The sequence below is a fragment of the Microtetraspora niveoalba genome (assembly GCF_001570405.1).
Lineage (GTDB): Bacteria > Actinomycetota > Actinomycetes > Streptosporangiales > Streptosporangiaceae > Microtetraspora > Microtetraspora niveoalba.
In genome coordinates this window covers 90,536-113,575 of sequence record NZ_BBYM01000024.1, presented here as the reverse complement: position 1 = coordinate 113,575, position 23,040 = coordinate 90,536, and the positions used below count along the sequence as shown (strand labels likewise).

21 protein-coding genes and 1 tRNA gene are annotated in these 23,040 nt (G+C 64.6%); 16 read left to right on the top strand and 6 right to left on the bottom strand.

All coding sequences use genetic code 11. The features are described from left to right. Window positions 1-129: 129 nt before the first annotated feature. Genes AWQ70_RS24015 through AWQ70_RS24005 form a run of 3 tightly spaced genes read right to left on the bottom strand, consistent with a single transcriptional unit; the run spans window position 130 to window position 6,786 of the window. Window positions 130-3,066 carry a type I restriction endonuclease subunit R gene (locus tag AWQ70_RS24015; RefSeq protein ID WP_067179919.1) on the bottom strand — a complete coding sequence of 979 codons (2,937 nt, stop codon included), beginning with the start codon at window positions 3,064-3,066 and terminating at the stop codon, window positions 130-132. Beyond that, window positions 3,063-4,403, bottom strand: coding sequence for a restriction endonuclease subunit S (locus AWQ70_RS37925; RefSeq protein WP_169808729.1), 1,341 nt, complete (start codon window positions 4,401-4,403; stop codon window positions 3,063-3,065). Before AWQ70_RS37925 ends, AWQ70_RS24015 begins: the two co-directional genes overlap by 4 nt. A 52-nt stretch (window positions 4,404-4,455) precedes the next feature. Next, complete coding sequence (locus AWQ70_RS24005; RefSeq protein WP_067179914.1) at window positions 4,456-6,786, bottom strand: type I restriction-modification system subunit M; 2,331 nt, start codon at window positions 6,784-6,786, stop codon at window positions 4,456-4,458. 231 nt (window positions 6,787-7,017) lie between these two features. Between AWQ70_RS24005 and AWQ70_RS24000 the strand changes: the two genes are divergently transcribed. After that, window positions 7,018-7,578, top strand: a complete 561-nt coding sequence (locus tag AWQ70_RS24000) for an NUDIX hydrolase (RefSeq protein ID WP_067179911.1) — start codon at window positions 7,018-7,020, stop codon at window positions 7,576-7,578. Here the strand turns inward: AWQ70_RS24000 and AWQ70_RS23995 are convergent. After that, window positions 7,559-8,776: an NsdA family TPR-like regulatory protein gene (locus AWQ70_RS23995; RefSeq protein ID WP_067179909.1), complete on the bottom strand. Its 1,218-nt coding sequence runs from the start codon at window positions 8,774-8,776 to the stop codon at window positions 7,559-7,561. The two genes, AWQ70_RS24000 and AWQ70_RS23995, sit on opposite strands and share 20 nt — an antisense overlap. 121 nt (window positions 8,777-8,897) lie before the next feature. On the opposite strand from AWQ70_RS23995, the gene AWQ70_RS23990 reads away from it, so the two are divergent. From AWQ70_RS23990 to AWQ70_RS23945, 10 genes are all read left to right on the top strand, one after another. Then, a complete protein-coding gene (locus AWQ70_RS23990; RefSeq protein ID WP_245647124.1) occupies window positions 8,898-9,308 on the top strand; it encodes a hypothetical protein in 411 nt (136 codons plus the stop codon). Continuing rightward, window positions 9,305-9,616: a hypothetical protein gene (locus tag AWQ70_RS23985; protein WP_067179905.1), complete on the top strand. Its 312-nt coding sequence runs from the start codon at window positions 9,305-9,307 to the stop codon at window positions 9,614-9,616. The genes AWQ70_RS23990 and AWQ70_RS23985 overlap by 4 nt, the downstream gene beginning before the upstream one ends. A gap of 92 nt (window positions 9,617-9,708) precedes the next feature. Continuing rightward, complete coding sequence (locus tag AWQ70_RS23980) at window positions 9,709-10,425, top strand: GntR family transcriptional regulator (RefSeq protein WP_067179903.1); 717 nt, start codon at window positions 9,709-9,711, stop codon at window positions 10,423-10,425. A 121-nt stretch (window positions 10,426-10,546) separates the two neighbouring features. After that, window positions 10,547-10,963, top strand: coding sequence for a plasmid replication, integration and excision activator (locus AWQ70_RS23975; protein WP_067179901.1), 417 nt, complete (start codon window positions 10,547-10,549; stop codon window positions 10,961-10,963). After that, on the top strand, window positions 10,963-11,283 hold the full coding sequence (locus AWQ70_RS23970) for a hypothetical protein (RefSeq protein ID WP_067179899.1): 321 nt from the start codon (window positions 10,963-10,965) through the stop codon (window positions 11,281-11,283). The genes AWQ70_RS23975 and AWQ70_RS23970 overlap by 1 nt, the downstream gene beginning before the upstream one ends. Window positions 11,284-11,371: 88 nt before the next feature. Beyond that, complete coding sequence (locus tag AWQ70_RS23965; protein WP_084517738.1) at window positions 11,372-12,913, top strand: FtsK/SpoIIIE domain-containing protein; 1,542 nt, start codon at window positions 11,372-11,374, stop codon at window positions 12,911-12,913. Beyond that, window positions 12,906-13,106, top strand: a complete 201-nt coding sequence (locus tag AWQ70_RS23960; RefSeq protein ID WP_067179897.1) for a hypothetical protein — start codon at window positions 12,906-12,908, stop codon at window positions 13,104-13,106. Before AWQ70_RS23965 ends, AWQ70_RS23960 begins: the two co-directional genes overlap by 8 nt. A 38-nt stretch (window positions 13,107-13,144) precedes the next feature. Next, entirely contained in the window at window positions 13,145-14,722 is a 1,578-nt protein-coding gene (locus AWQ70_RS23955; protein WP_067179895.1) for a replication initiator, read from the top strand. Further along, on the top strand, window positions 14,719-14,910 hold the full coding sequence (locus tag AWQ70_RS23950; protein ID WP_067179892.1) for a helix-turn-helix transcriptional regulator: 192 nt from the start codon (window positions 14,719-14,721) through the stop codon (window positions 14,908-14,910). The genes AWQ70_RS23955 and AWQ70_RS23950 overlap by 4 nt, the downstream gene beginning before the upstream one ends. After that, window positions 14,907-16,271 (top strand): tyrosine-type recombinase/integrase, encoded by a 1,365-nt coding sequence (locus AWQ70_RS23945; RefSeq protein WP_174552413.1) that lies wholly within the window; start codon window positions 14,907-14,909, stop codon window positions 16,269-16,271. The genes AWQ70_RS23950 and AWQ70_RS23945 overlap by 4 nt, the downstream gene beginning before the upstream one ends. Before the next feature lie 855 nt (window positions 16,272-17,126). Here AWQ70_RS23945 and AWQ70_RS23940 read toward each other — a convergent pair. Both AWQ70_RS23940 and AWQ70_RS23935 read right to left on the bottom strand, forming a co-directional pair. Continuing rightward, the gene (locus AWQ70_RS23940) at window positions 17,127-17,603 is read right to left on the bottom strand and encodes an NUDIX hydrolase (RefSeq protein WP_067180048.1); all 477 of its coding nucleotides are present in this window, start codon (window positions 17,601-17,603) and stop codon (window positions 17,127-17,129) included. Between the two features lie 259 nt (window positions 17,604-17,862). After that, a tRNA-Tyr gene (locus AWQ70_RS23935) sits at window positions 17,863-17,947 on the bottom strand. Window positions 17,948-18,081: 134 nt separating this feature from the next. On the opposite strand from AWQ70_RS23935, the gene AWQ70_RS23930 reads away from it, so the two are divergent. The 5 genes from AWQ70_RS23930 to AWQ70_RS23910 all read left to right on the top strand — a co-directional run bounded on the left by AWQ70_RS23930 (window position 18,082) and on the right by AWQ70_RS23910 (window position 22,867). Next, window positions 18,082-18,558: a GNAT family N-acetyltransferase gene (locus AWQ70_RS23930; RefSeq protein ID WP_067179889.1), complete on the top strand. Its 477-nt coding sequence runs from the start codon at window positions 18,082-18,084 to the stop codon at window positions 18,556-18,558. Window positions 18,559-18,965: 407 nt separating this feature from the next. Beyond that, window positions 18,966-19,499 carry an RNA polymerase sigma factor gene (locus AWQ70_RS23925; RefSeq protein ID WP_067179886.1) on the top strand — a complete coding sequence of 178 codons (534 nt, stop codon included), beginning with the start codon at window positions 18,966-18,968 and terminating at the stop codon, window positions 19,497-19,499. Beyond that, window positions 19,496-20,671 carry a CU044_5270 family protein gene (locus AWQ70_RS23920; RefSeq protein WP_067179883.1) on the top strand — a complete coding sequence of 392 codons (1,176 nt, stop codon included), beginning with the start codon at window positions 19,496-19,498 and terminating at the stop codon, window positions 20,669-20,671. The genes AWQ70_RS23925 and AWQ70_RS23920 overlap by 4 nt, the downstream gene beginning before the upstream one ends. Window positions 20,672-20,858: 187 nt before the next feature. Then, window positions 20,859-21,350 carry a YajQ family cyclic di-GMP-binding protein gene (locus tag AWQ70_RS23915; protein WP_067179881.1) on the top strand — a complete coding sequence of 164 codons (492 nt, stop codon included), beginning with the start codon at window positions 20,859-20,861 and terminating at the stop codon, window positions 21,348-21,350. 890 nt (window positions 21,351-22,240) lie between these two features. Beyond that, on the top strand, window positions 22,241-22,867 hold the full coding sequence (locus tag AWQ70_RS23910; RefSeq protein ID WP_157530315.1) for a helix-turn-helix domain-containing protein: 627 nt from the start codon (window positions 22,241-22,243) through the stop codon (window positions 22,865-22,867). Window positions 22,868-23,040: the final 173 nt, after the last annotated feature.

Sequence of the window (23,040 nt, the reverse complement as noted above, 5' to 3'; positions counted from 1 at the left end):
ATGTTTCCTAGGGCATCCGTCAAGTATGTGGTGGGACAGAACTGTCAATCATGTTCTGGGACTAGACAACCGAAGCCACCCCGAAGCCACCCCATGGAGTCATGCGGTTCACATGAATGCACCAGACTCTTAGGCAGACTTGTTCCTCTTGTACGTCTCGTCGAAGACGAAATCGGTCATCCAACGTTTGAATGACTCATCATTGCTGAAATACTTGAATAGCTCGGTGTGATCCTTGAGCAAGGACCGCATCACACGTCCAAGAGCGTGGCCGTGCTCGATCTTCGCGTTCTGCTTATCACTGCCCTGCATGGCCCGCTGGTAGTCCTCGTCGGCGGCAACCATGGCAGGAATCTCTTGAAAGATCAGCTTTTGGATGCGGTCGGCATCGGTCCACTGTATGTTACCGAAGTGGTCGTTGAAGTTTTTGATGATCGAGGAAAGACTTTCCATTTCTGGTTCCTGTCGATATCCCACGCCTGCCATCGGAACGGGCTTGATCTCGCCGTCTTCGTCCGGCAGGGCAATGGACATGGCAGCCTTCTTCTCGATTCGGTAGCTCTCCATGTCAATGGTTTCTAAGATTCCTCTAGAAAGGTCCTCCTCCCTTGGAGCGGGAAGTTTGGAAACCAGGAAGGTAAGCAGGATCGAGAGCTTCTCCCAGGCGACGCTGGAATACGACAGGACTGAGGAGAGGAAGTCATAGGTCCGGACAAACGCCTTGGCTTTACCTTTAAACTCGATCTGATCGTCCTCGTCGAGCTCTTCGATGTAGGCCGCCACACAAACGTCCAGGATCGGGTCTAGCTGTTCGCGGTCGGCGTCTTGCAGATAGAGCCGAACGAACGACTCGACGTGCTCGGGTGTATAGATACCGAAACTGTCGAGGTCGGCCTTGAGGTCATGCAGCTTGTTCGGATCGGTGGATTCAACGAGCACTGTAGTGCGGTAGTGATCGGAGAACGCCTTCTCAATGGTGAGGGCGTCATTGAAGAAGTCGAGCACCGCAACGTCGCGCTTGTCCGGGTGGGCCCGGTTAAGGCGTGAGAGCGTCTGGACTGCCTTGACCCCGGAGAGTGCCTTGTCCACGTACATGGTGTGCAGCAGCGGCTCATCGTAGCCCGTCTGGAACTTGTCGGCGCAGACCAGGATCCGGTACGGATCCTCCTGGATCTTCTCGGCGATCTGATTACTCGGGAAATCGTTTAGCGTTGCCTCCGTGACCTTATTCCCACCGTACTCGTGCTCTCCCGAGAAGGCGACGATGGCTCGATAGGGGCTCTTGCGTTCCACGAGGTAGTCGGAGATGGCGTGGTAGTACTCGATTGCACGAGCGATGCTGCTGGTCACGACCATCGATCTTGCGTTCCCGCCAATCTTCTTCAGGGCGATAACGTGTTCGTGGAAGTGGTCAACCATGATCTCGGCCTTGGCCCTGATCGCATACTCATGGTTTTCCACGTACTGTCGGAGCTTCTTCTCGGCCTTCTTACTGTCGAACTCCGGGTCGCCCTCCACGGTCTTCATCAGCTTGTAGAAGCTGGTGATGGGCATGTAGTTCTTTAGCACGTCGAGGATGAAGCCCTCTTCGATGGCCTGCTTCATGCTGTACGTGTGGAAGGCTCGCCGGCGGCCATCTGGCCCTGCCTGGCAGAAGAGCTCTAGCGTCTTGTTCTTCGGGGTGGCCGTGAACGCGAAGTAACTCGCGTTAGAGAGCATCCTCCGTGCTTCAATGATCTTGTTGATCTTGTCCTCAACCGTTTCCTCTTCGGCCTCCTCGCTGGAGGTGGGAGAGAAGGCGGTATTCACTGCTCCAGTGCTTTTACCACCCTGGCTGGAGTGGGCCTCGTCGATCACGATTGCAAAGTTCCGGTCCCGGTGGTTGTCACCGATGCCGTCGAGGATGAAGGGAAACTTCTGGACCGTGGTGATGATGATTTTCTTCCCGGCCTCGATCGCCCGACGCAGGTCCGCAGAGCTGTCCGCATGCGCGAGAATGGACTTCACCTGTGAGAACTGCTTGATCGTAGCGTGGATCTGACCATCCAGGATGCGTCGGTCGGTCACCACGATGATTGAGTCGAAGACCTTGGCGTTCTCCCGCTCAAGCGTCACCAACTGAAGCGCAAGCCAGGCGATGGAGTTGGACTTTCCACTACCCGCGGAGTGCTGGATCAGATACTTCTGCCCGACACCCTTCTTCGCGGCGTCCGCGAGAAGCCCACGGACCACGTCAAGCTGGTGATAGCGGGGGAAGATCTGCTTGTGGCTCTTCCTGTTGGTCCTGGGGTTTTTCTCCTCGATCCGAGAGGCGTAGTTCTCCACGATGTCTGTCAGGCTCGTCGGCGCGAGGATTGTCTGCCACAGGTAGGCAGTCTTGGTTCCTTCCGGATTCGGTGGGTTTCCCGCGCCATCCTTCCAGCCCTTGTCGAAGGGAAGGAACCAGGAGTGCCTGCCCTTCAGGTGGGTGCAGAATCGCACAACCTGGTCGTCTAGCGCGAAGTGAGCGACACAACGGCCGTGCTGAAAGAGGAGTTCTTTCGGGTTCCGGTCGCGCTTGTATTGCTGGATCGCGTCCTCGGCTGTCTGCTTGGTCAGGCTGTTCTTCAGCTCGAAGGTCGCGATCGGTAGCCCATTGATGAAGATAACCAGATCCAGGGCACGCTGCGTCTCGTCGAGGCTGTACCGCACCTGCCTCGCAACGGTGAACCGGTTGTGGGCAAACAGATCGGTGGCCTTCTTGTTGCCTTTCGACGGCGTCCCATAGAACAGGTCGATCTCGTGCTGACCGTCCTTGATTCCGTTGCGGAGGACGTTGACGACGCCGTGGGCCGTGATCTGCCCTTGCAGCCGTGCAAGGAATTTCCGGCGGGTCGGTGAGTCCGCATCGAGATCGAGAGCCTCGATGAGGTGCGGCTGCGTCGCGGCCAAGAAGGCAGACAGCTGAACAAGGTCTACTGCGTAGTCACGGTCGTAGTCGTGGCGGCTACCCTCGGTCCAGCCCCTAGCCACCATGTCACGGACAATGAGGGCCTCAAGCCCTTCCTCATTCAGTTGTGTACTCACTCTTCTGCCTCATCCTCCAGCGCAAGGTCCTCAATATCCTCTAGCGCCTCATCCGCCCCGAAAAGTTCCGCGTCATTTGGCAGTAAGGCTGCTGCTGCGCGCACATCCACCTTTCCCGTCACCACATCAGCGGTCAGACGGGTGCGGTATTCGCGGAGTAGCGCAATCTCGCGCTCCGCACGGCTGATGGCTGCATTGAGAGGCTGAGATGCGCGGTCGATATGCTCTACGATCTCTACCTGCTCCTCCCGAGGGCACCACAGAAGTGGCAGTGACGAGACCTGCCCCAGACGGAGATGCCCGACGGTGCTGCCGTTCGTGGTGAGATTGATGTATGTGCGCGCTACGGGGCCATAGATGCTATGGAGCAGGAAGCCGCTGTCCAAGAGATCACGTCGAGGTCGGAAGTACATCATCCTCTGCCCCATGCACAGGCCCGGAATGTCGGGGACGAGACACGCCTCTCCGGCGGGTGCTTCCCGCGTAAAGAACACGTCTCCGATTTGGGGAGCGCCTCGTCGTGTCCACTCGACATAATTCTTTAAGTCGGTGGGATAAGATCCAATCTTCGAGAACTCCCCGCCACGCACATTCGTGGTCCGGACAACTGTGTAGTCTCCGTCGGGCACCAGGTCGGGCGTCCTGTTCTTGCAGTCCACGATACGCTCGCAAACCTGCTTTACTCGCATAACTTCCCAATGTTGAGGGATGGCATCAACGCCAGGAATGCCGGACTCCTTCAGCGGTACGCTCGGATTCAGGCCGCGAGTGACAGCCTGATGTACGATCGCGCGCTTCTGCTCACGCAATAGATCGATGAAATTCAGTTTCGCGCGGATCGCCGCATTAACCTGGCGACTGACATACCCCAGGTAACTCACAATCGCGTGCTGTTCTTCGATGGGCGGGAGGATGATCGGCATCCGTTTCAGTTCGCCAAATTCGAGGTTCTGACGAAGGCCGGATCCCATTCCATAAAAGATCTTTAGCAGATCGTACGCTCGGAGCAGCTCGTAGGCATATTCGGGGAGTAATGCTGGACGGGCTTGAATACACAGGTAAGCTGAGGTAATTATCCCCCGGTTGCGCACAAGCCCGACCCGAAGGCTGGTCTTGTCATTTTGGAGATCGGTTGGCCGAATAATAATGTTTCCGGGGTCTGCGATCTGATACGTCTCGAATGAATCCGGAATGAGACCTCGAAGCTTCTCTTGAGGCTTGACAATAATTCGACCATAGCTCAGCGAGAGAACAGTTCCCTCTTTGAGCCCGATATTCTTCTCGCGCCTTAGCTGCAACCCGGAGTGTCCGGGAGCGACTGCCCAATGAGCGGGCACCCGCCCAATCCACTCGATACCTGAGTGTCGATAGGATGGGTAAGGGGTTGGCTCAGTGCTCACTACGCACCCCGCCCAGGAGATCTCCGAGAATGCCTTCGGTCTCCTGCTCCAGGGCAAGGATATCCGCACGGATTTCTTCGAGACTCCGGAGTTGCGGTGGCTTGTAGAAGTGCCGGGTGAAGCTGATCTCGTAGCCGATCTTGGTGGCATCCTGCTTGATCCAGGCGTCAGAGGCATAGGGTTGTACCTCGCGCCGAAAGAAGGCTTCGATGCCGCCTTCCTCCAGCAGTGGAACCTGCTCTGCGTCGCGCAGTTCGCCGTCCGGCTCGTACTCCACGATGACAGATTTGCCCTTGATCTGGTCTTCGTAAAGACCGTAGAGCGGGTTGGGTTCCACCGTCCCTGGCCTGTGACGCTTGGCGATTACAGGTGCCGCGCTCTCGTTCCGCCAGCTCAACCCGCGTAGCATGACCTTTCGTTCCGTGGCCGACAGCTTCTTCCCCAGACGACCCATGGCAAGGCCTGCCTGGAGCTCGAACTCGTTGTAGTCCATGAAGACTTCTTCGCCGAGTTCTTTCCAAAGCTCCATAGCGATCTCTGCTAGTCGACCGTCCCGATCCCAGGTCTTGGCGTCGAGCAGCTTCTTACGCGACCGGTCCGACACCTCAGGGGCATCGTCACCTTCTTCTGCTGTAGCCACCCACTCGTCCAGGTGAGCGCGGACTTCCCGCTGCACGCTCGTGAAGTTAGTGAAGAGCACTTCCCCAAACTCGTTGTGCAGCCGGGCCCGAAGCTCCACGTCACCGGAGGCAAACCGGAGCTGTTCGGCGGACTCACGCGTGAGTTGGCTCGCGAGCCGGAGTGGTCGCTCTACGAGAATCTTCCAGTAGCCAAACGCCTTGTTGGGGAAGATCTTCGACTGTTCCGTCTCCTCGAACGCCAGAAGCGTGTCTACGATCCGCTGGATGTCGGCTTCGGAGAGTTCGCAGTTCTTCTTGCCGAGGTTCTTTCGCAGCGGCACATACCAGCTGGTGGCATCGATGAGCTGCACCTTGCCTTTGCGGTGCTCGGGCTTGCGGTTGCTCAGCACCCAGATAAAGGTGGCGATGCCTGTGTTGTAGAACATGTTGAGCGGCAGCGCGACGACGGCTTCGAGCCAGTCGTTCGCGATGATCCAGCGCCGGATGTTGCTCTCGCCTTGGCCAGCGTCTCCGGTGAAGAGTGACGAGCCGTTGTGGACAGAAGCGATTCGGCTGCCCAGCTCGGTGCCCTGCTTCATCTTGGAGACCATGTTTGCCAGGAACAGCAGCTGGCCATCGTCGGAGCGCGTCACCAGGGAGTATTCAGGGTCACCGTCGTAGGAGATCACAAACCGGTGGTCCTGGATCTCCTTCTTTCCGCCCATCCGCTCCATGTCGCTTTTCCAGCTCTTACCGTACGGCGGATTGGAAAGCATGAAGTCGAACTGGAAGGAGGGGAAGGCATCGTTGGCAAGCGTGGAGTATTCGGGCCCCCCCTTGATGTTGTCGGCCTGCCTGCCATCGCCCTGGAGGAGCATGTCCGCCTTGCAGATGGCATACGTCTCGGCGTTGATCTCCTGCCCATATAGGTGAGTGGTCACCTGCTTGCCGTGCTCCTCGCCAAGCTGGCGCAGTGTCTCCTGCCCCACTGTGAGCATGCCTCCGGTGCCGCACGCCCCGTCATAGAGAAGGTACGTGGTGGACGAAACCTTGTCGGCCACGGGCTGAAAGACGAGGTTGGCCATGAGCTTGACTGCATCCCTGGGAGTCCAGTGCTCGCCGGCCTCCTCGTTGTTCTCCTCGTTGAACCGGCGGACCAGCTCCTCGAAGATCGTGCCCATCGTGTGGTTATCCATCCCCGGCTGACGGATCCGCCCGTCCGGGTCACGCACAGGATCAGGAGAGAGGTTGATGTCCGGATCCATGAGCTTCTCGATGAGCGGGCCCAGCGCGTTCGCCTTCGACAGGCGAGGGATTTGATTGCGGAACTCGAAATTGTTCAGGATCACCTGCACGTTGTCCGAGAACCCGTCCAGGTAGGCCTCGAAGTCGGCCTTGAGTTGCTGATGGTTGGAGCGGGAACGAAGGTCGCGTAGCGTGAAGGGCGAGGTGTTGAAGAACGCTTGCTTAGCCGCATCACAGAGGGCGCCCTCGTCCTTGACGATGCCAGCGTCTTCAAGTATCTGCTTCATCTCAAGGACGGCTGCTTTGGTGGGCTCCAGGACGGCATCCAGCCGCCGCAGCACGGTCATCGGGAGGATGACATCGCGATACTTCCCGCGAACGTAGAGATCGCGTAGAACATCGTCAGCGATGTTCCAGATGAAGTTCACGATCCGGCCGTACTGAGCGCTGTCCACCCTCGGATCCGATCCTTTCGATCTTCGTGTTCAATCCGCGTCAGGCCTGTGCCTTCAACAAGGAGCGTAACCGTACTCTTTACCTGAAGGTCATAGAACTTGGATCACGGTTCGAGGTCTGCGGCACGTTGCGTCGTCGAGTGCTTGGCCTCGGGTCCGGGCTCTCCTGCCCAGATGGCGGTCCATCTCGATGCCATGTACCTGGGCTGTATTGAGCGGTAGCGTCGCGGTGTGGCTACCAACGAGGAACAGACGCGCTGGATCGTGCACGGTGAGCGGCTGATCTACGACAACCGGTGGATCCGGTTGGGCCTGGTTGATGTCGAGATCCCTGATGGGGAGCGGTTCGAGCATCACGCGGTGCATCTGGACCGGGCGGCCATCGCGGTGGTGGTTGATGATCAGAACCGGGTGTTGATGATGTGGCGGCATCGGTTCCTGTTCGACCGTTGGGGCTGGGAACTCCCCGGCGGCCTGGTCGATGCCGGTGAGGATCCGATTGCGACGGCCGCTCGCGAGGTGGAAGAAGAGACCGGGTACCGGGTCAAGGAGATCGAGCACCTGGTCACCTATCAGCCCATGGCGGGCATGGTCGACTCCCAGCACGATTTGTTCCTCGCGCGGGGTGCCGAGTTCGTCAAGGAACCCACCGGTGAGATCGAGGCGGACCTGATCGAGTGGATTCCGATGAAGGAGATCCCCGACGTGATCGCCCGCGGTGACATCTGGACCTCGGGGACATTGGTCGGCCTGTATGCGGCGCGGGAGCGACTCAATGGAGAGCGCGCGTAACCAGTCGGGTGAGTTCGTCGATGCGCTTGCGCTGGCGGCGTGAGCCGGTCATGGTGGCGAGGTGCTGGGCGCGTTGGATGTGGGGTTGGGCGGCTTCCGGGTCGCCCAGGGCCAATAGGGCGTGTCCCAGGTCGCAGCGCAGCGCGGATTCCGCGCGGTTATAGGTGCCGTCCATCCCGGCGAGTGCTGAGCGGAGGTCCTCGACGGTGCCGGGGTCGCCGAAACGGACGAGGCAGTTACCGCGCCACCGGGCGAGGTGGTGAGCATCGATCGACAGGTACGGCGTGTCCGGGTCGCCGGGGCCGTCCGGTAGTAGAGCGGTGGCGTAATCGAGTGCGGCCCGGCAGGTGGCCTCGTCTCCGAGGATGGCGGCGGATTCGGCCTCGGCTGCGGACAGCCACGTGCGCAGCCGGTCGGGGATGCGGTCGCCATAGGTGGCGTGAATGTACTGGAGGAGTTCGGTCGCCTGCGCCGGCTGTCCCAAGTCCATGAGTACATAGGCCTGTTCGGCGGAGACATAGGCGAGTACGGCCGGGTCGTCGGCTTCGCGGGCGGCTGCCTTGGCGTTCTCGTAGTGGGTCCATGCGTCGTTTAAGGCGCCGGTGTTGATCGCCTGCCATCCGGCGAGTGATTCGGTTTCGGCGAGTACGTGAGCGAGTTGGGCGCGAATTCCGGGCCGTACGGCGTGGTGATGGGCGCGCTCTATTTGGGATATTTGGGCGCGCATTTTGTCGGCGATGGCTGCGCTGCCGAGTCGGCGATCAAGTAGCCGAAGGTTATTGGTGTCGGCGTTGAGGATCATCACCATTGTGGGGTCGATGGCGGCGGCGGCTGCGATTCGGGCGGTGAGTTCCTCGGTCTGCTCCTGGTGCTCATCGCCGTGGTCGCCGGTGGGTGAGGCGATGTCGCGCGGGGCCAGGCCGAGCAGCATCCGGGCGTGGTCGGGCAGGCTGAGGCCGGCGGCGATGCGCTCGTAGACCTCAAGGTCGGTGACCTGGCGCTGCCCGCGCATGTGCTGGCTGACGCGTCCCTGGGCGATGCCGGTTGCGGCGCTGATCCGGGTCTGGCTGGCTCCGGCGTACTTGACTGCGAGGTTGAACAGTCCGGGTATGTCGCGGTTTTTGAGGATTTCTCGGCTTTCGTCACGGTCCCATACCCGTGCGGGGATCTGGATCGGTTCGAAAGCGTTCCCGTGCATTCCGGCCTCCAGCGTTTCCCCTGGGCTCGTGGTGCATGGCTGTTGCTGGGAACTCTATATCTCCCGGTGATATATCCCGGTGGGATAGGAGCGGAATCTTCCGCGATCCATTCTTTCCGGCATGACAACTCCGGTTAAGTGCACCGCGTGCGACGGGCGCGGCTGGAAGATCGTCACCAGGCGCGGACAGGTGACGGCCACGATGCTCGGATACGAGACCTCCTCACGCGAGGACTGCCTGTACTGCGACGGCGGGCAAGTGCTCGTCGAGATGTTCGAGTGGGAAGTGTTCCTCACGGTCGACGGCGTCGACGAGATCGGCCCATGCGGCACCAGCGCGGGACAGGCCACCTCGATGGACGAGCTGCGCAAGGCGCTGCGCCGGATGGACGCGGCCGACAAGCCGTGGGGGCGGATCACGCACCGGGTCTACGACTTCGGCACGGTCCCGGACGACTGGTCCCGGCGCGTGATCTTCAAGGCGACGCTAGACGCTGCCGGACAGGTCCGCTTCGAACGGACTGGCAAGTGAGCACGACGAAGACGCGTACCGTCGCCCCGGTCACGTCCTGCGCCATGCCGCATCTCCCACCGATGCGGTCGGATGTCGAGCGGCTCGCCTGGCACGCCACCCGCCGGTTCGCCCGGTTCCGCGTGCTGGCGTGGACCTGTCACGAGCATCGCGCGACCTGGTACGAGCTGTGCCAGGGCAGCGGGGTGTGGTTCATCCAGCGAATGTCCGGTGATCCGCTGAAACCTAACGTTGCCCAGAGCCACGCGTGGCGGGAGGCTGAGGCGCGGCAGATGTGGGTGGCGCTGCTGTTCGGTGCGGTGAGATAGCCCTTCCCGCTGGCGGTGGAGGTCCTGACAGGTCCACGCTCAGCCGCTACTGTGCTTATGCAGACAAGTGGAAAAGTGATTGGGCGGTTAGCATGAGCATGGACTTCGCCCCTCCCAAGTACGCCCAGGTGATGACGGCGATTCAGCAGCGTATCCGGGATGGCGAGTACGCGCCGGGTGACATGCTGCCGTCTGAGACGCAGCTCGTCCGCGAGTTCGGCGTAGGCCGCACCACCGTGGTGCGGGCACTTCAAACTCTGGCGATGCAAGGGTGGATCGAGCGGGAGCACGGCCGCGGATCCTTCGTGAAGGGCCGACCCGAGACCCCCGTTGAGCGCGTACGGCCGGAACTTGCGGCGGCCGAGCAGGCAGAGAGCGCGGAGAACATCGTTAGCGTGTCCCGTGTGCCAGCTCCTCGGCACGTGGCCCGGCTACTCGGTGTTGACGAGCGGACCCCCGTGATCGCTCGCCAACGCGTGGCCAAGCAAGGGGACAAGGTGTCGGCGGCGGAAACCCTGTGGTTCCCCCTGGAGATCGCCGTAGGCACCGATCTGGACAAGCCTGACCCGCTGCGGCATGGGGTGCGTCAGCATCTCCAGGCGGTCAAGCATCTTCGGTTCGACCACGTCACGGAACGGCTGGCCGCGCGCAAGCCGACCAAGGAGGAAGCCGACCTTCTCGGGTCATCGGCTCCGGTACTGGGTGTACTGGCCGCCGTGCACGATCCGGCGGGAACCGTCCTCATGGTGGTTGGGCTGGCGCTGCCTGGTGATCTGCATGAGCTCGAAGATGTCTACCAGGTGAGTTAAGACTTACCCCGCTCGTTTCGCTCGGTTACTTGTGCGGACGAGTGGGGTAGCCTTAAAGTCAGCTTGAGCGGACAAGTGGACGACCGTCTGAGAGGTCGTCCTGAGAGAAGGGAGACATGTCATGGCTATCCAGGGACCCATTCCGATCAGCTTCGACCTGCTGTTCCCGCACGGCTGTTACGTCGTCGGCGAGATCAGCAGGGCCAAGGACTTCGACGCCAAGGGCGACGTTCAGGCCAGGGACAAGGCCACGGGCCTCCCGATCTGGCAGGTGCCCGTGATGGACGCCGACCCCTCGCTGAAGGCGGCGGCCAAGACCGTCACGGTCAAGCTCCTCGCCGAGACCGAGCCGACCATGCCGCCGTCCCTGCCGGGCCTGCCGTTCACCCCGGTCGAGTTCGACGGCATCCAGGTCAGGCCGTACGTGAACCAGTCCACGGGGCGGCTGGCCTACTCCATCACCGCGCGGGTGATGCGGGCTCCTCGTCCGGTGGCCGGCGGTAAGCAGAGCACCGCCGGTAAGGAGGCGGCGGCCTGATGGAGCGCGACCCGTACACCTACGTCACGATGTCGCTCAGTCCGGGCGGCCCCACCTATCTCGGGGTCTCGTTCCACTCCCCCGAACTGCGGGTGCGGGCCTCGGTGCTCACCACGGGGCGGCCCTACCTCGACATCAGCAGCAACACCGTCACGGTCACCGTCTCCACCACGGCGGCCGGGCCGGTCACCACCGCTGACCTCGACATCGCCCGACAGATCCACCGGGCCGCCGCGCGCTACCTGGCCGACTGCGAGCGCCTGCACCACGAGCAGTCGGCCAACTCCGGCGCCCCGGCCTGCGACGGTTCGGCGGCCTGACATGCAAGCGGGGCCGCTGGAAGCGGCAACTTCCGGCGGCCCCTCAGATCTCGCACACACGCGAATGCTTGAGAGGAAACCAAGCCTAATGCTGCGCAAGCTCCCCGGAGATGAGGCACGCAACCTCGTCTCCACCACCCCTGACACTGCTGTCGTCTTCCGTCCGGCCGTCGTCCGGACTCCCGCGTTCGTCACGATCGTGATCTGGCTGTCGCGGCTCGTCGCGGGCCTGGTCCGGCTGGTGTGGCGGCACCCGATCGCCTCGGCCGTCGCGCTCGCTCCCGTCGCGGTCACCCTCGCGTACGGCTGGCGCCCGGCCTCGGTGCTCGTCGGCCTTGTCGCCTTGGCGGGTCTGTCCTGGGGCTTACTGGGCCGGGCCTCGTTCCTGCGCCTGGTCGGCTGGCGGCTGCTCGCCTGGTGGCGACTGGTCTGGGTCTACCGCCGTCACTGGCAGCCCGTGATGATCGTCTCCGGTCTCGGACGGCACTTACGCGGCCGGGACTACCTGCCCCACCTACTCCGGGTCCACTGCGATGGCTGGGCCGACCGCGTCACCGTGAAGATGCTCAACGGGCAAGCCGTGAAGGACTGGACCGACCGGGCCGAGCATCTCGCCCACGGTTTTGGCTCCCGTGCCTGCCGCGTCTCCGTCGCTCGCGCCGGTCGTCTCGTGCTGACTTTCCCGCGTCGTGACCCGCTCGCCGTTCCTCTTCCAGCCGTCCCGATCCCGGACGTGGCGTCGGTCGGGCCGGTCGAGATCGGGGCGTGTGAGGACGGGCGTCCGCTGCGGCTCAAGGTCCACGGCACCCATGTTCTGATCGCTGGGGCGACCGGGGCCGGCAAGGGCTCCTATCTGTGGGGGACGATCCGCGGGCTGCTCCCTGCGATGCGGGCGGGCCTGGTCGAGATCTGGGCGCTGGACCCCAAGCGGATGGAACTGTCCTTCGGACGGGCTCTGTTCAGGGACCGGTACGCCGCCTCTCCTGCCGATTGCGCGGACCTGCTGGAGGCGGCTGTTGCGGTGATGCAGGAACGGGCGGACCGGTTTGGCGGCCTCCAGCGCTCCCACACGCCCACGGTGGCGGATCCGTTCGTCCTGGTGCTCGTCGACGAGGTCGCGTTCCTGACCGCCTACCAGTCCGACAAGGGCCTGAAGCTGCGGATGAGTGCCGCGCTCGCCACGCTCACCACTCAGGGGCGGGCGGTCGGCGTCGGGGTCATGGCGGCTCTCCAGGACCCGCGCAAGGAGGTCATGAACATCCGCAACCTGTTCCCGGACAAGATCGCGCTCCGGCTCGATGAGTCCGAGCAGGTGGACATGGTCCTCGGCGACGGCGCTCGCGACAGGGGCGCGCTCGCTGACCACATCTCGCCCGTTCCTGCTCTCGGGGCCGGAGTGGGATACGTCCGGCTGGAAACCTCACCCGACCCGGTGAGAGTGCGGGCCGCCTACGTCTCCGATGACGACATCCGCGCGATGGTCGCCGACTACTCGGTGCCCACGGACACCACGCCTGACATTCCGGTGCAGCGTTCGGACTCCCCATCGGTCACCGGCTCCGGGGCTCGCTCCGCTCCTGCCGCGGGGGCTGCATCGGCATCGCGTGAGGGGGCGCGGGCCAATGGTTGAGATCTCCCACCTGCTCGACGAACTGACCTGCGCCGCCTGCGGCACCACCAACGCGCTCTGGCTGTACCCGGTGCGAGGCGTGGTCGAGTGCCGCGAGTGCGGCGAAAAGGCGTCCGTCCTGCCGGAGTCTCTGAACGGCTGCGACTCCGTCGACGGAGCCGGCTCCCCCGACGCCTGCGGGGGTGACCGGTGACCAACACAACGGACAGGGCGACCCCTCGGGCGGTGCGGATGGCTCAACCGCTCGCCCGCGAGGTCGTCGAAGAGATCGCCAAGCAGTACGGCGTGTGCATCCGCCCGATCGCCCTGCGGCGACTCGACACCTACACAGGCAAGGTCGAAACCATCGACGTGCCGTGCGGGGCGACCTTGGACAGCAAGTGCCCGCCGTGTGCCAAGCGGAACCGGCAACTTCGGATGGCCCAATGCCGGGAGGGCTGGCACCTCGACCACGAGCCGGTCAACACGCCTGATGACGCCGACGAGTATCAGCGGTATCTCGTCAAACTCCGGGCCGACGCCCAGGCGTGGCGAGATGAGGCGGAAAAGGCCGGCGACGACACCACCGATCTGGACAAGGCGATAGGCGACCTGGACGACGAGATCAACCGGGCCGGGATGCGCGGCACCGTCCTTGGCCGTACCACCGGCAAGCGGTCGCGCTCGACTCGTCGGCGGCAGGATGCACCGGACCTTCCCAAGCGGACCATGAGCGCCACGACGCTTGGGCGGACCTTCACCGGTGCGGACGGCAAGACGTTCCGGCCGTCGATGTTCATCACGCTCACGCTTCCTTCCTATGGGCGGGTTAGGAAGAACGGCGCCCCCGTCGATCCGAGCACGTATGACTACGCGCGGGCGGCTCGGGACGCGCTGCACTTCTCCAAGCTGGTGGACCGCTTCGTGCAGAACCTCCGCCGCGTGGCCGGGTTCGATGTCCAGTACTTCGCGACGGTCGAACCGCAAAAGCGGCTCGCGCCGCACCTGCACATGGCCGTCCGGGGCCACCTGCCACGCGCGGAGATCAAGCAGATCGCGGCGGCCACGTACCACCAAGTGTGGTGGCCGTCCGTCGATCAAGCCGTGTTCGAGGGAGATCACCTGCCCGTGTGGGCGGACGGGGCCGGCTACCTCGACCCGGAAACCGGCGAGGTCCTGCCCACCTGGGATGAAGCCCTAGACCAGCTCGACCGGGACGACGAGGCCGAACCCCTGCACGTGCTCCGCTTCGGCCCCCAGCTCGACATTCAAGGCGTCCTGGCCGGGACCACCGACGCGGACACGTGCATCCGCTACCTGTCCAAGTACCTGACCAAGTCCATCGGCGATGCGATCGATCCGGAAGACAAGGATCAGCGGCTCCACGCGGAACGCCTTGGCGCGGCGCTCCGGTACGAGCCGTGCTCGCCGACCTGCCCGAACTGGCTCCGCTACGGCGTCCAGCCCAAGGGCGCCAGGCCGGGCATGATCCCGGGCCGGTGCCGGGGCAAGGCGCACAAGCCCGAACACCTCGGCTACGCCGGACGCCGCGTGCTCGTCTCCCGGAAGTGGTCGAACAAGACCCTGACCGAGCACAAGCACGACCGCCGTACCTGGGTGCTGGAAGCCCTCGGCCTGCCCGACGAGCCGGTAGATCCACACCGGTACGTCTGGCGGCCGGTCAAGCCCGGTGACCCCGGCCTCGACCCAATCGGCGTCCGGCTCCTGCGGTCGGTCCACGAACGCCAGCGATGGCGAAATCACCTGGCCCGGCTCCAGGCCCAAGCAGACGGACAAGACCTTTCGGCAACAGAAGGGAGGGCGGCATGAGGAAGAGCGACGAACTGATGACGATCCCCCAGATCCTCGACGAACTCGGGGGCGTCTCCCGCCGGACCTTCTACCGCTGGCGGGAAATCGGCAAGGCCCCGGAGGGCTTCAAGCTCCCCAACGGGGAGATCCGGATCTATCGCAGCGAGTTCCTCGCCTGGCTTGAGTCCCTCCGGGAGGCGGCGTGAACACCTCGTATGACGTGAAGTTCTGGGCGGTCATGCGGAACGAGTCGAGCAAGACGCCTTCCTTTGTCGCCCGTTGGAAGGTCGGCGGTCGGCAGAAGTCGAAGACGTTTCGAACCAAGGCGCTCGCCGAGAGCCTCTTGTCCGACCTTCGGCAGGCGGCCAAACGAGGTGAGCAGTTCGACATGGAGACGGGCTTCCCCCTCTCCATGCTCCAAGCGAAGAGCGCCCGGACAGTCTTCGACTTCGTCCGGGCCTATATCGAGATGAAGTGGCCTCATGCGGCGGCCAAGACCCGTGACAGCGTGTCCGACGCGCTCGCCACGGCGCTCCCTGCGCTCGTGAAAGACCGCCCTGGCCGCCCCGACGCCGAGTCACTCCGGACGGCGCTGCGAAAGTACGCGCTCCTGCCGGAGGGCAAGCGGCCCGACGCTCCCCCGGCCATGGCTCGGGCCATTCGGTGGCTGGAAGGCGCCTCGCTGGACCTGGCCGACCTCGGCGAGACGAAGACCGTACGGCTGGCGCTTGACGCGCTTGCGCTCCGCCTCGACGGCAAGGCGGCCGCCGCGAACACGGTCAGGCGTAAGCGGGCCGTCCTGCACGCAGTGTTGGAGTACGCGGTGGAGCTGGAAGAGCTTTCGGCAAATCCACTGCACCGGATCAAGTGGAAGCCGCCCAAGACGACCGAGACCGTAGACCCTCGGGTCGTGGTCAACCCTCGGCAGGCCGAGGAACTGCTGACCGCGGCGACCTACGTAGGCGGGCGGGGACGTGGCCGGCGACTCATGGCCCTATTCGCCTGCATGTATTACGCGGCGCTTCGCCCCGGTGAAGCCGTTGCCCTGCGCAAGGATGACTGCCACCTTCCGGCAAGCGGCTGGGGGCGTCTCCTCGTCGACGTGTCCCGCCCCGAGGTCAATACGCAGTGGACGGACACCGGCGACGCCCATGAGGAACGCGGCCTCAAGCATCGAGGTCGTGACGACGTGCGGCCGGTGCCCATTCCTCCAAGCTTGGTCAAGATCCTTCGGCAACACATCGCAGAGTTCGGCGTCGGCTCGGACGGTCGGATCTTCCGCAGCGAACGCGGCGGTGTGGTCGCCTCGACGGCCTACACGGAGGTCTGGCAGGAAGCCCGCAAGCTCGCCTTCACGCCTGCCCAGGTCGCCTCTCCCCTCGCTCGTCGGCCGTATGACCTACGGCACGCGGCGGTCTCCCTCTGGCTCAACGCGGGCGTCTCCGCTCCCGACGTGGCCGAGCGGGCCGGGCACAGCGTTGACGTCCTCTTGCGTGTCTACGCCAAGTGCCTCGACGGCCAGCAGGAGATCGCCAACCGGAGGATTGATGACGCCCTGGCGGCTTGACCACCTGAACCCGATCGCCCTTCGGCTGATTCTGTCAACCTCTCCCGCTGTCAGCAGAACGGCGATCCGGGTAGACAGTCATGGCGTGCCTCCGCTCCTTCGTAATGGAACGGAGGCACGCTGCGCATTTACCGTGAGCGCTGGACTCTCCAAGAGCGGCCGCAGGCCTGGCAGCCAAGGGCTCGGTCTATGTACTCGTCCGTGTCGATTCGCTTGACTTCGAGCGCCGCGTAAGACACGCATCTCGGACAGAGCTCATCCGGCCACTTCGGATCAAGGAGAAATATTTTGTCCATTTCCCGGTAGCACCTGCAACCCGGACGGCACTCACCCGGGAGCCGCTTGCACTGTTCTCCACGCATGGCACTTCGCTTCGATCCCTCCGTCGACATATCGAAATTCGGAGAGCCGGAAACCGCTGCTCCGGGGCGGAACAGTCGCTCAAGCGGGCGGATCTCGTGATTGTCGGAGACTTCTCCCCGACCCCCTTTCTCGCGACGATCGTGCCATAAGGAAGGCCCCTCGACCAGAGCTCGACGGAAAAGTAAGGCCATTCTCTCGCCGCAGAGAGACAGTCATCTAGCGCGTAAAGCCGGGAAAGAGACCTTCATTTAGCGCGTAAGGCCACGGAGAGGCATTCATCTACCGCGTGAAACAACGTGCGGGATAAACGCAACGTGTGGGATAAACATCAGCGGGGGCGGCTTCATGGAGCGACCGAGGGTAGAGGGTGGACCAAGACACAAGCGTGACCACGTCTCCAAGACTTACAGGGCACATCCGACTTCCGTTGTTCCCCCAACAGCAGGCAACGCCCTCGGCAACATCGCAACCCACGCCATGGAGGCCTGCTGCTCAGCCAACATGCGGCGTAGTCCTACCGGTCAGGTGGTGCCTGATACGCAGCGCCATCGAGCGGTCCATCGGCAGGGTCTGGACCTGGTCTCGGGGCACCCAGCGGACCTCTGTCGATTCGGTGCTCGGGGTCGGCTCGCCCGCGACGGCGCGAGCGGTGAGCATGATGGAGAACTCCTGCCGGGCCTCGCCGTTGCTGGTGTAGAGGATGACGTGCTTGGGGTCGGTGTAGATGCCGACGAGGCCAGTAATCTCGCACAGCACGCCGGTCTCTTCGCGTGTCTCTCTCACCGCGGCTTGCGGGAGGGACTCGCCGAGGTCGATCGCGCCGCCGGGGACGGCCCAGTTGCCGTTGTCACTCCGGCGGATCATGAGGATGTGGCCGGCCTCGTTAGTAACGACGACGTTGACGGACGGCACAAGGCTGTTCGGAGCGGGGGCGTCGGGGTCGTCGTAGAAGTCGATCCGTCGCGCCATGGTCACGACATTACCGATGCAGGGGCGCTCCCGCCCTGTAAGCCTGTCCAGGTAGAAGCCGATCGCGTCTCCGCCAGCCCATCCGTCAGCCTGGTGCGTGCTTGCTGTGAAACAGCCCGCGCGACCTGCGGGAACGCCCTCGAGATCATTGCGCGCATATTGCGCGATCATCGACATACGGCCGATCAGAGCGGCACATGGCTGCATGATCCGGAAAAGCAAAAGAGCCCCCGGAGGGGCTCTGAGCTGCCGTTATGGCTGGTGGCAGGTCCAGGGTTCGAACCTGGGTAGGCTGAGCCGACGGTTTTACAGACCGCTCCCTTTGGCCGCTCGGGCAACCTGCCTTGTCTCCCGCTTGTCGCGGCGACAGGTAGAAGAATAGCGGACTTCGGGCATGCATGTGACACCGGTTTGTCCCGGCCCCGGACCATACAGCCGGACGCCTACGGGGCCGTCGTGCTCGCGGGATGATGGACCAATGATCAGATGGGCTGACAAGGAAGATCTCGCCGGGCTGGTCGAGGTCGAGCTCGCGGCCGACCGGACGTTCGCCCCTCTGGGCATCGTCTTCCCGCCCGGCACGACGATGATCGAGGAGTGCGACGACCCGGGACGGGTGATCGTCGCGGGCCGGCCGCCGGTGGGGTTCGCCCTCCTCGGCCAGGTGGACGGCCTGACGCATCTGGACCAGCTCGCCGTACATCCGGACCAGCAGGGCCAGGGCGTCGGGACGCGGTTGATCGAGGCCGTCTGCGACGCGGCCGCGGCCACGAGCGACGCGGTCACTCTCACGACATTCCGTGATGTGCCGTGGAACGCCCCGTGGTACGCCCGGCGCGGCTTCGAGGTGCTGCCGCCGGAGAGCTGGGGACCGGAGCTGCGGGCCCTGGTGGAGCACGAGCGGGCGCTCGGCCTGGAAATCGCCCCCCGCGTCGTCATGCGCAAGGTCCTCTGAGTCCGCCACGTACGGGCGGAGCCGGCAGCGCCTTGCGGGTCGGGCCCCTGCCCCCCGGACGTTCGTCTCTCAGTGCCCCGAGCTTCCACGGCTCGGGACACTGCGTCATTCCAGGAGCGGATCTCCCCGGTGTCGGCCGACCATGACCGACCCGGCCGGGCAGGACCGGGCAGGACCGGGCATGGCCGGGGAGGACCGGGCATGGCCGGGGAGGGCCGGGCATGGCCGGGGAGGGCTGGGCAGGACCGGACGGCGCACCCGGCCTTTTCGACCGTCTCCGGCATCCCGAGCGCGACAGCGGTGCGTCCCGGTCCGTACGAGATCACCGGTGAACCCGACCAGTCCGGTAATGCTGCCGATATTCCGGACATGGAGTTGGGGACCGATGATCCAAGTGAGGAGGCCGGATGGGATCGGATCCCCACGGCCGGTTCGTGCAGATATACGAACATGCCTACCGCCCGATACTCGGGTACGTCCTGCGCCGCTGTGAGGACCCCGACGACGCGGCCGACGTGGTGGCCGAGGTCTTCGTCACCGCGTGGCGGCGCATCGACGAGATCCCGTCAGGCGACGAGGCACGGCTCTGGCTGTACGGCGTGGCACGCAGGACCCTCGCCAACCACCGGCGCGGCGAACGACGACATGAGCAGCGCACCGCCGCGCTGCGGGAGCAGCTCGCCGTCTCCCCGGCGCTGTCCGGTTCGCCACCGGGCGAGTACACGCAGCTCGGCCAGGCCTTCAGGATGCTGGGCGACGACGACAAGGAGCTGCTGTCGCTGGTCGCCTGGGAGAAGCTCGACACCGAGCAGGTGGCGCGGACGCTCGGGATCACGCGCAACGCCGTACGCGTCCGCCTGCACCGCGCGCGCAAGCGGTTCGCCCGCGCACTGGCTGCCTCCGGAATCGATCTTCCGCTCATGGAGAGGACCGCACCGTGAACCTGACCGATCTCGCCAGAGTGCACGACGACGACCTGGGCGGCGACCCGGCCGGGCAGGCGTCCGGCCCGGGGGCCCGGGCGCTGCTGGCCTCGATCACGGCCGAGCCGCCGGGGCAAGGAGGCAGGCCGCGCGCGAAGCGACTACGCGTGCCGGCGCCGTGGCTGGCGTCCGCGGTGGGCCTGGCCGCCGCCGTGACCCTGGTGGTCACCTTGGTGGCGGTGCCGGACGGGCAGATCCCGAAGCCACCGCAGGCCACGGCCTCGCCGGAAATCCAGCCGTCGGCACGCCAGGTCCTGCTCGCCGCCGCGACCGCCGCCATGAAGGCGCCCTCGTCGGGCGCGTACTGGCGTACCGTCACGATCAGCGGCATGGACGCGACCTCGCCCGATCGCGGCTACATCATCAGACGACGCTTCTCCAAAGAGGAGTGGCTGGCCCGACGGCCGGGAGGGCAGGGCTGGCGGATCAGGCAGTACCTCGGCGCGAAGCCGCCCACCGATGAGGACGAGACCGCCTGGCGTAAGGCCGGCTCGCCTACCCAGTGGAAGTACCCGCTCGATATGACCGGACTTGTCGGTGCCACCTCCTCGGAAGTGGTACGAGCCGCTGCGGAGGAGAAGATGGCCACGCAGTTGCCCCGCAGCAGGTGGAAGGGCGTGGGCGGGACGTTGACGGCGGACTCCATCACTTGGGACGAGATCCGCCGTATACCCAGCGGCGAGCGAGAGCTGCGCGCCTATCTCGAACAGCGCTTCGCCGACAAAAAGGCCAGGGGCGACTACGGGGACGATCCGAGATGGCATGAGGGCGCCCTGCAGGGGGCGTGTATGGAGATCGTGTTCGGTCTGCCGGTTTCCCCTGCCGTCCGCGCCTCCGCGTACCGCATCCTGGCCACCCTCCCCGGGATGACGGCTCTGGGCAGGGTGAAGGATCCGCTCGGCCGTACGGGCGAGGCTCTGGGCTACCGGGTGAATGGCAACCAGGAAGGGGAGGGGGACCACCAGATCGTGGAGGTGATCGACCCTGAGACGGGCCTGCCGCTCTCGCAGTCGTCAACGAGCACGGTCAAACTCGCCGACGGGCGTACCGCGAAGGTCGAGAACTTCACGGCCTACAAGCAGATGGGCTGGACCGACGAGAAGCCGTCCCTGCCCGCCAAGCGCGATTGACGGCGGAGGGGGCGAACGAGGAGGGGCGAATCCTGCCTGCACCCCAGCACCGGACGATGCTCGATAGGCTGATCGCTACGTGAAGCTGTCACGGGTCGGTCCCGTGGAAAGCCGCGCGCATCGTGGTGACACCTGTGTGGGCGCCTCCCGACGATGAGCCGGACCAACAGTGAGAGAGGTTTGTGCTTTGGCAGATTCGTCATTCGACGTGGTCAGCAAGATCGACCGCCAGGAGGTGGACAACGCACTGAACCAGACGGTCAAGGAGGTCGGGCACCGGTTCGACTTCAAGGGCACCGGCGCGAGCATCTCCTGGTCGGGCCAGAACGATGTCGAGATCAAGGCGAACAGCGAAGAGCGCGCGAACGCCGTTCTCGACGTGTTCAAGGACAAGATCGTCAAACGAGGTCTCTCGCTCAAGGTCCTGGAGGCGGGCGAGCCGAAGCTGTCCGGCAAGGAGTACCGCCTGATGGTCGCCCTCAAGGAGGGCATCGACCAGGAGCACGCGAAGAAGATCTCCAAGATCATCCGGGACGAGGGCCCGAAGGGCGTCAAGGCCCAGATCCAGGGCGAGGAGCTCCGCGTCAGCTCCAAGAAGAAGGACGACCTCCAGGAGATCATCGCCCTGCTCAAGGGCAAGGACCTCGACATCGCCCTGCAGTTCACGAACTACCGCTAGTGGCCTCTCACACGACCCTGACCAGATGATTCGCGGCTTCCGCCCGGCAGCCCTGGGAGCGAATCCGGGTCGAGGTTCGGAGAGGCCCCACCAGCCGGATGGGTGATCACAGCTCCGAGTCACGTGTTCGGGGCTTCGCCTGCCCGGAAGGGTGCTTCCGTCGCACACGGCCGAGGGCACTGTCCACCAGGGCACGTGCCCTCTTCGGCGTTCCGGGCCACTCCTCCGAGCGCGCCCCGCTCCTCCTGCAAGGCACTGCCACAACGTCTCACCCACGAAACACCCGGCTTCCCCCCTGAACGAGCCTTACCGGAATCACACCGACCCCGCGCTCGCGGCCCACCGTGCCCGGGCCCCCTCAACCAGCCCCCCCACGGCTGAGATCCCTGGTGGAACATCTCGCCCACGAAGGTCCCGGGTTCCTCCTGAACGAAATCACCCTGACACTGCGGTCGCGGCCCACCACGGTGCCCCCTACGGCTGAGTTCACCGCGAGCCGGTACGGGATCCATGTGCTTCTCCCGGGCCGACGCGCCGAGCGCCGATCGATCGACTTGTGACGGCGGAGCCCCCACGGAAGCCGCGCCGAACGGTGCGATTCGGGGGATGATCAACCACGTCCCGCCAAATCGGCAAGATTGGCATAATCTCGCTGAAGAACTCCACCACAGGGCACATCGAGGGCACGTGAGACCACGAGAACACCGAGAGCCACGGCCCCCGGCGACCGCGCTCACGGCTCGCCGGGCGCGACCCGCGTTCGGCGGGGCCGATCCCGGCCCCTTGGCGGAGCCCGTACGGCGACCGGCGCCACGTAGATCCACTGCTCCGATGTCCGCCGTACGAAGGCCGGATGCGCGGAAAGCCTGGGCGTCGGGAGCGTGCACTCCGTGGACTCCCGAGCCGCGCCCGCAGGTGATCTCGGCGACGTCAGCCGTATGGGACGCGAACGCGTCGAGTGCGGCGGTGTGCCCATGACCGCGCTGTCGGAGCAGGTCCGGGCGGCGATCGCCGGCAACGTCAGGCACGCCCGCCGTACGAGAGGGCTGAGCATCCGCGACCTGGCCGACCGGTGCGGGTTCAGCAAGGCGATGTTGTCGCAGATCGAGCGGGGCCTGGCCAACCCGACCGTGGAGGTCCTCTCCGGCATCGCCGAGGCCCTGGACCTGTCGTTCGCCGACATCACCAGGACCCCGCTGTACGAGCCGCAGGTGATGCGGCGGACCGCGGCCGACGCGGCGGCCCGAACCCTGCTCAGCTCGATGGACCGCCGCCGCTTCGAGATCTACGAGTCGCTGCTGCCGCCGGAGCACAGCCACGAGAGCGCTCCGCACGGCCGGGGCTCGGAGGAGTTCGCCTACGTCGTGTCCGGGGCGGTGACGCTCGAGATCGCGTCCTGGACGGTCCGGCTACGGGCCGGGGACGCGGTCCGGTTCTCGTCGGAGGCCGAGCACAGCTATCAGACCGGGGCACGGGCCAGCCGCCTGCTGACCATGGTGTCCATGCCCGCCGACTGACAGCCCCCCGCCCACGAGTCCCGCGCCCACAAGCCGGGGGACCGTCGGCACTGCCGGGCCAATGAGCCGCGCGGGGATGTCGCCGGTGAATCGCGCGCCGATGCCCGGCTCACCGCCCGGCGCCCCCGCATGACCAAGGCCCCCGCTCCCCTTCCCTGCACGGCCGCACGGGT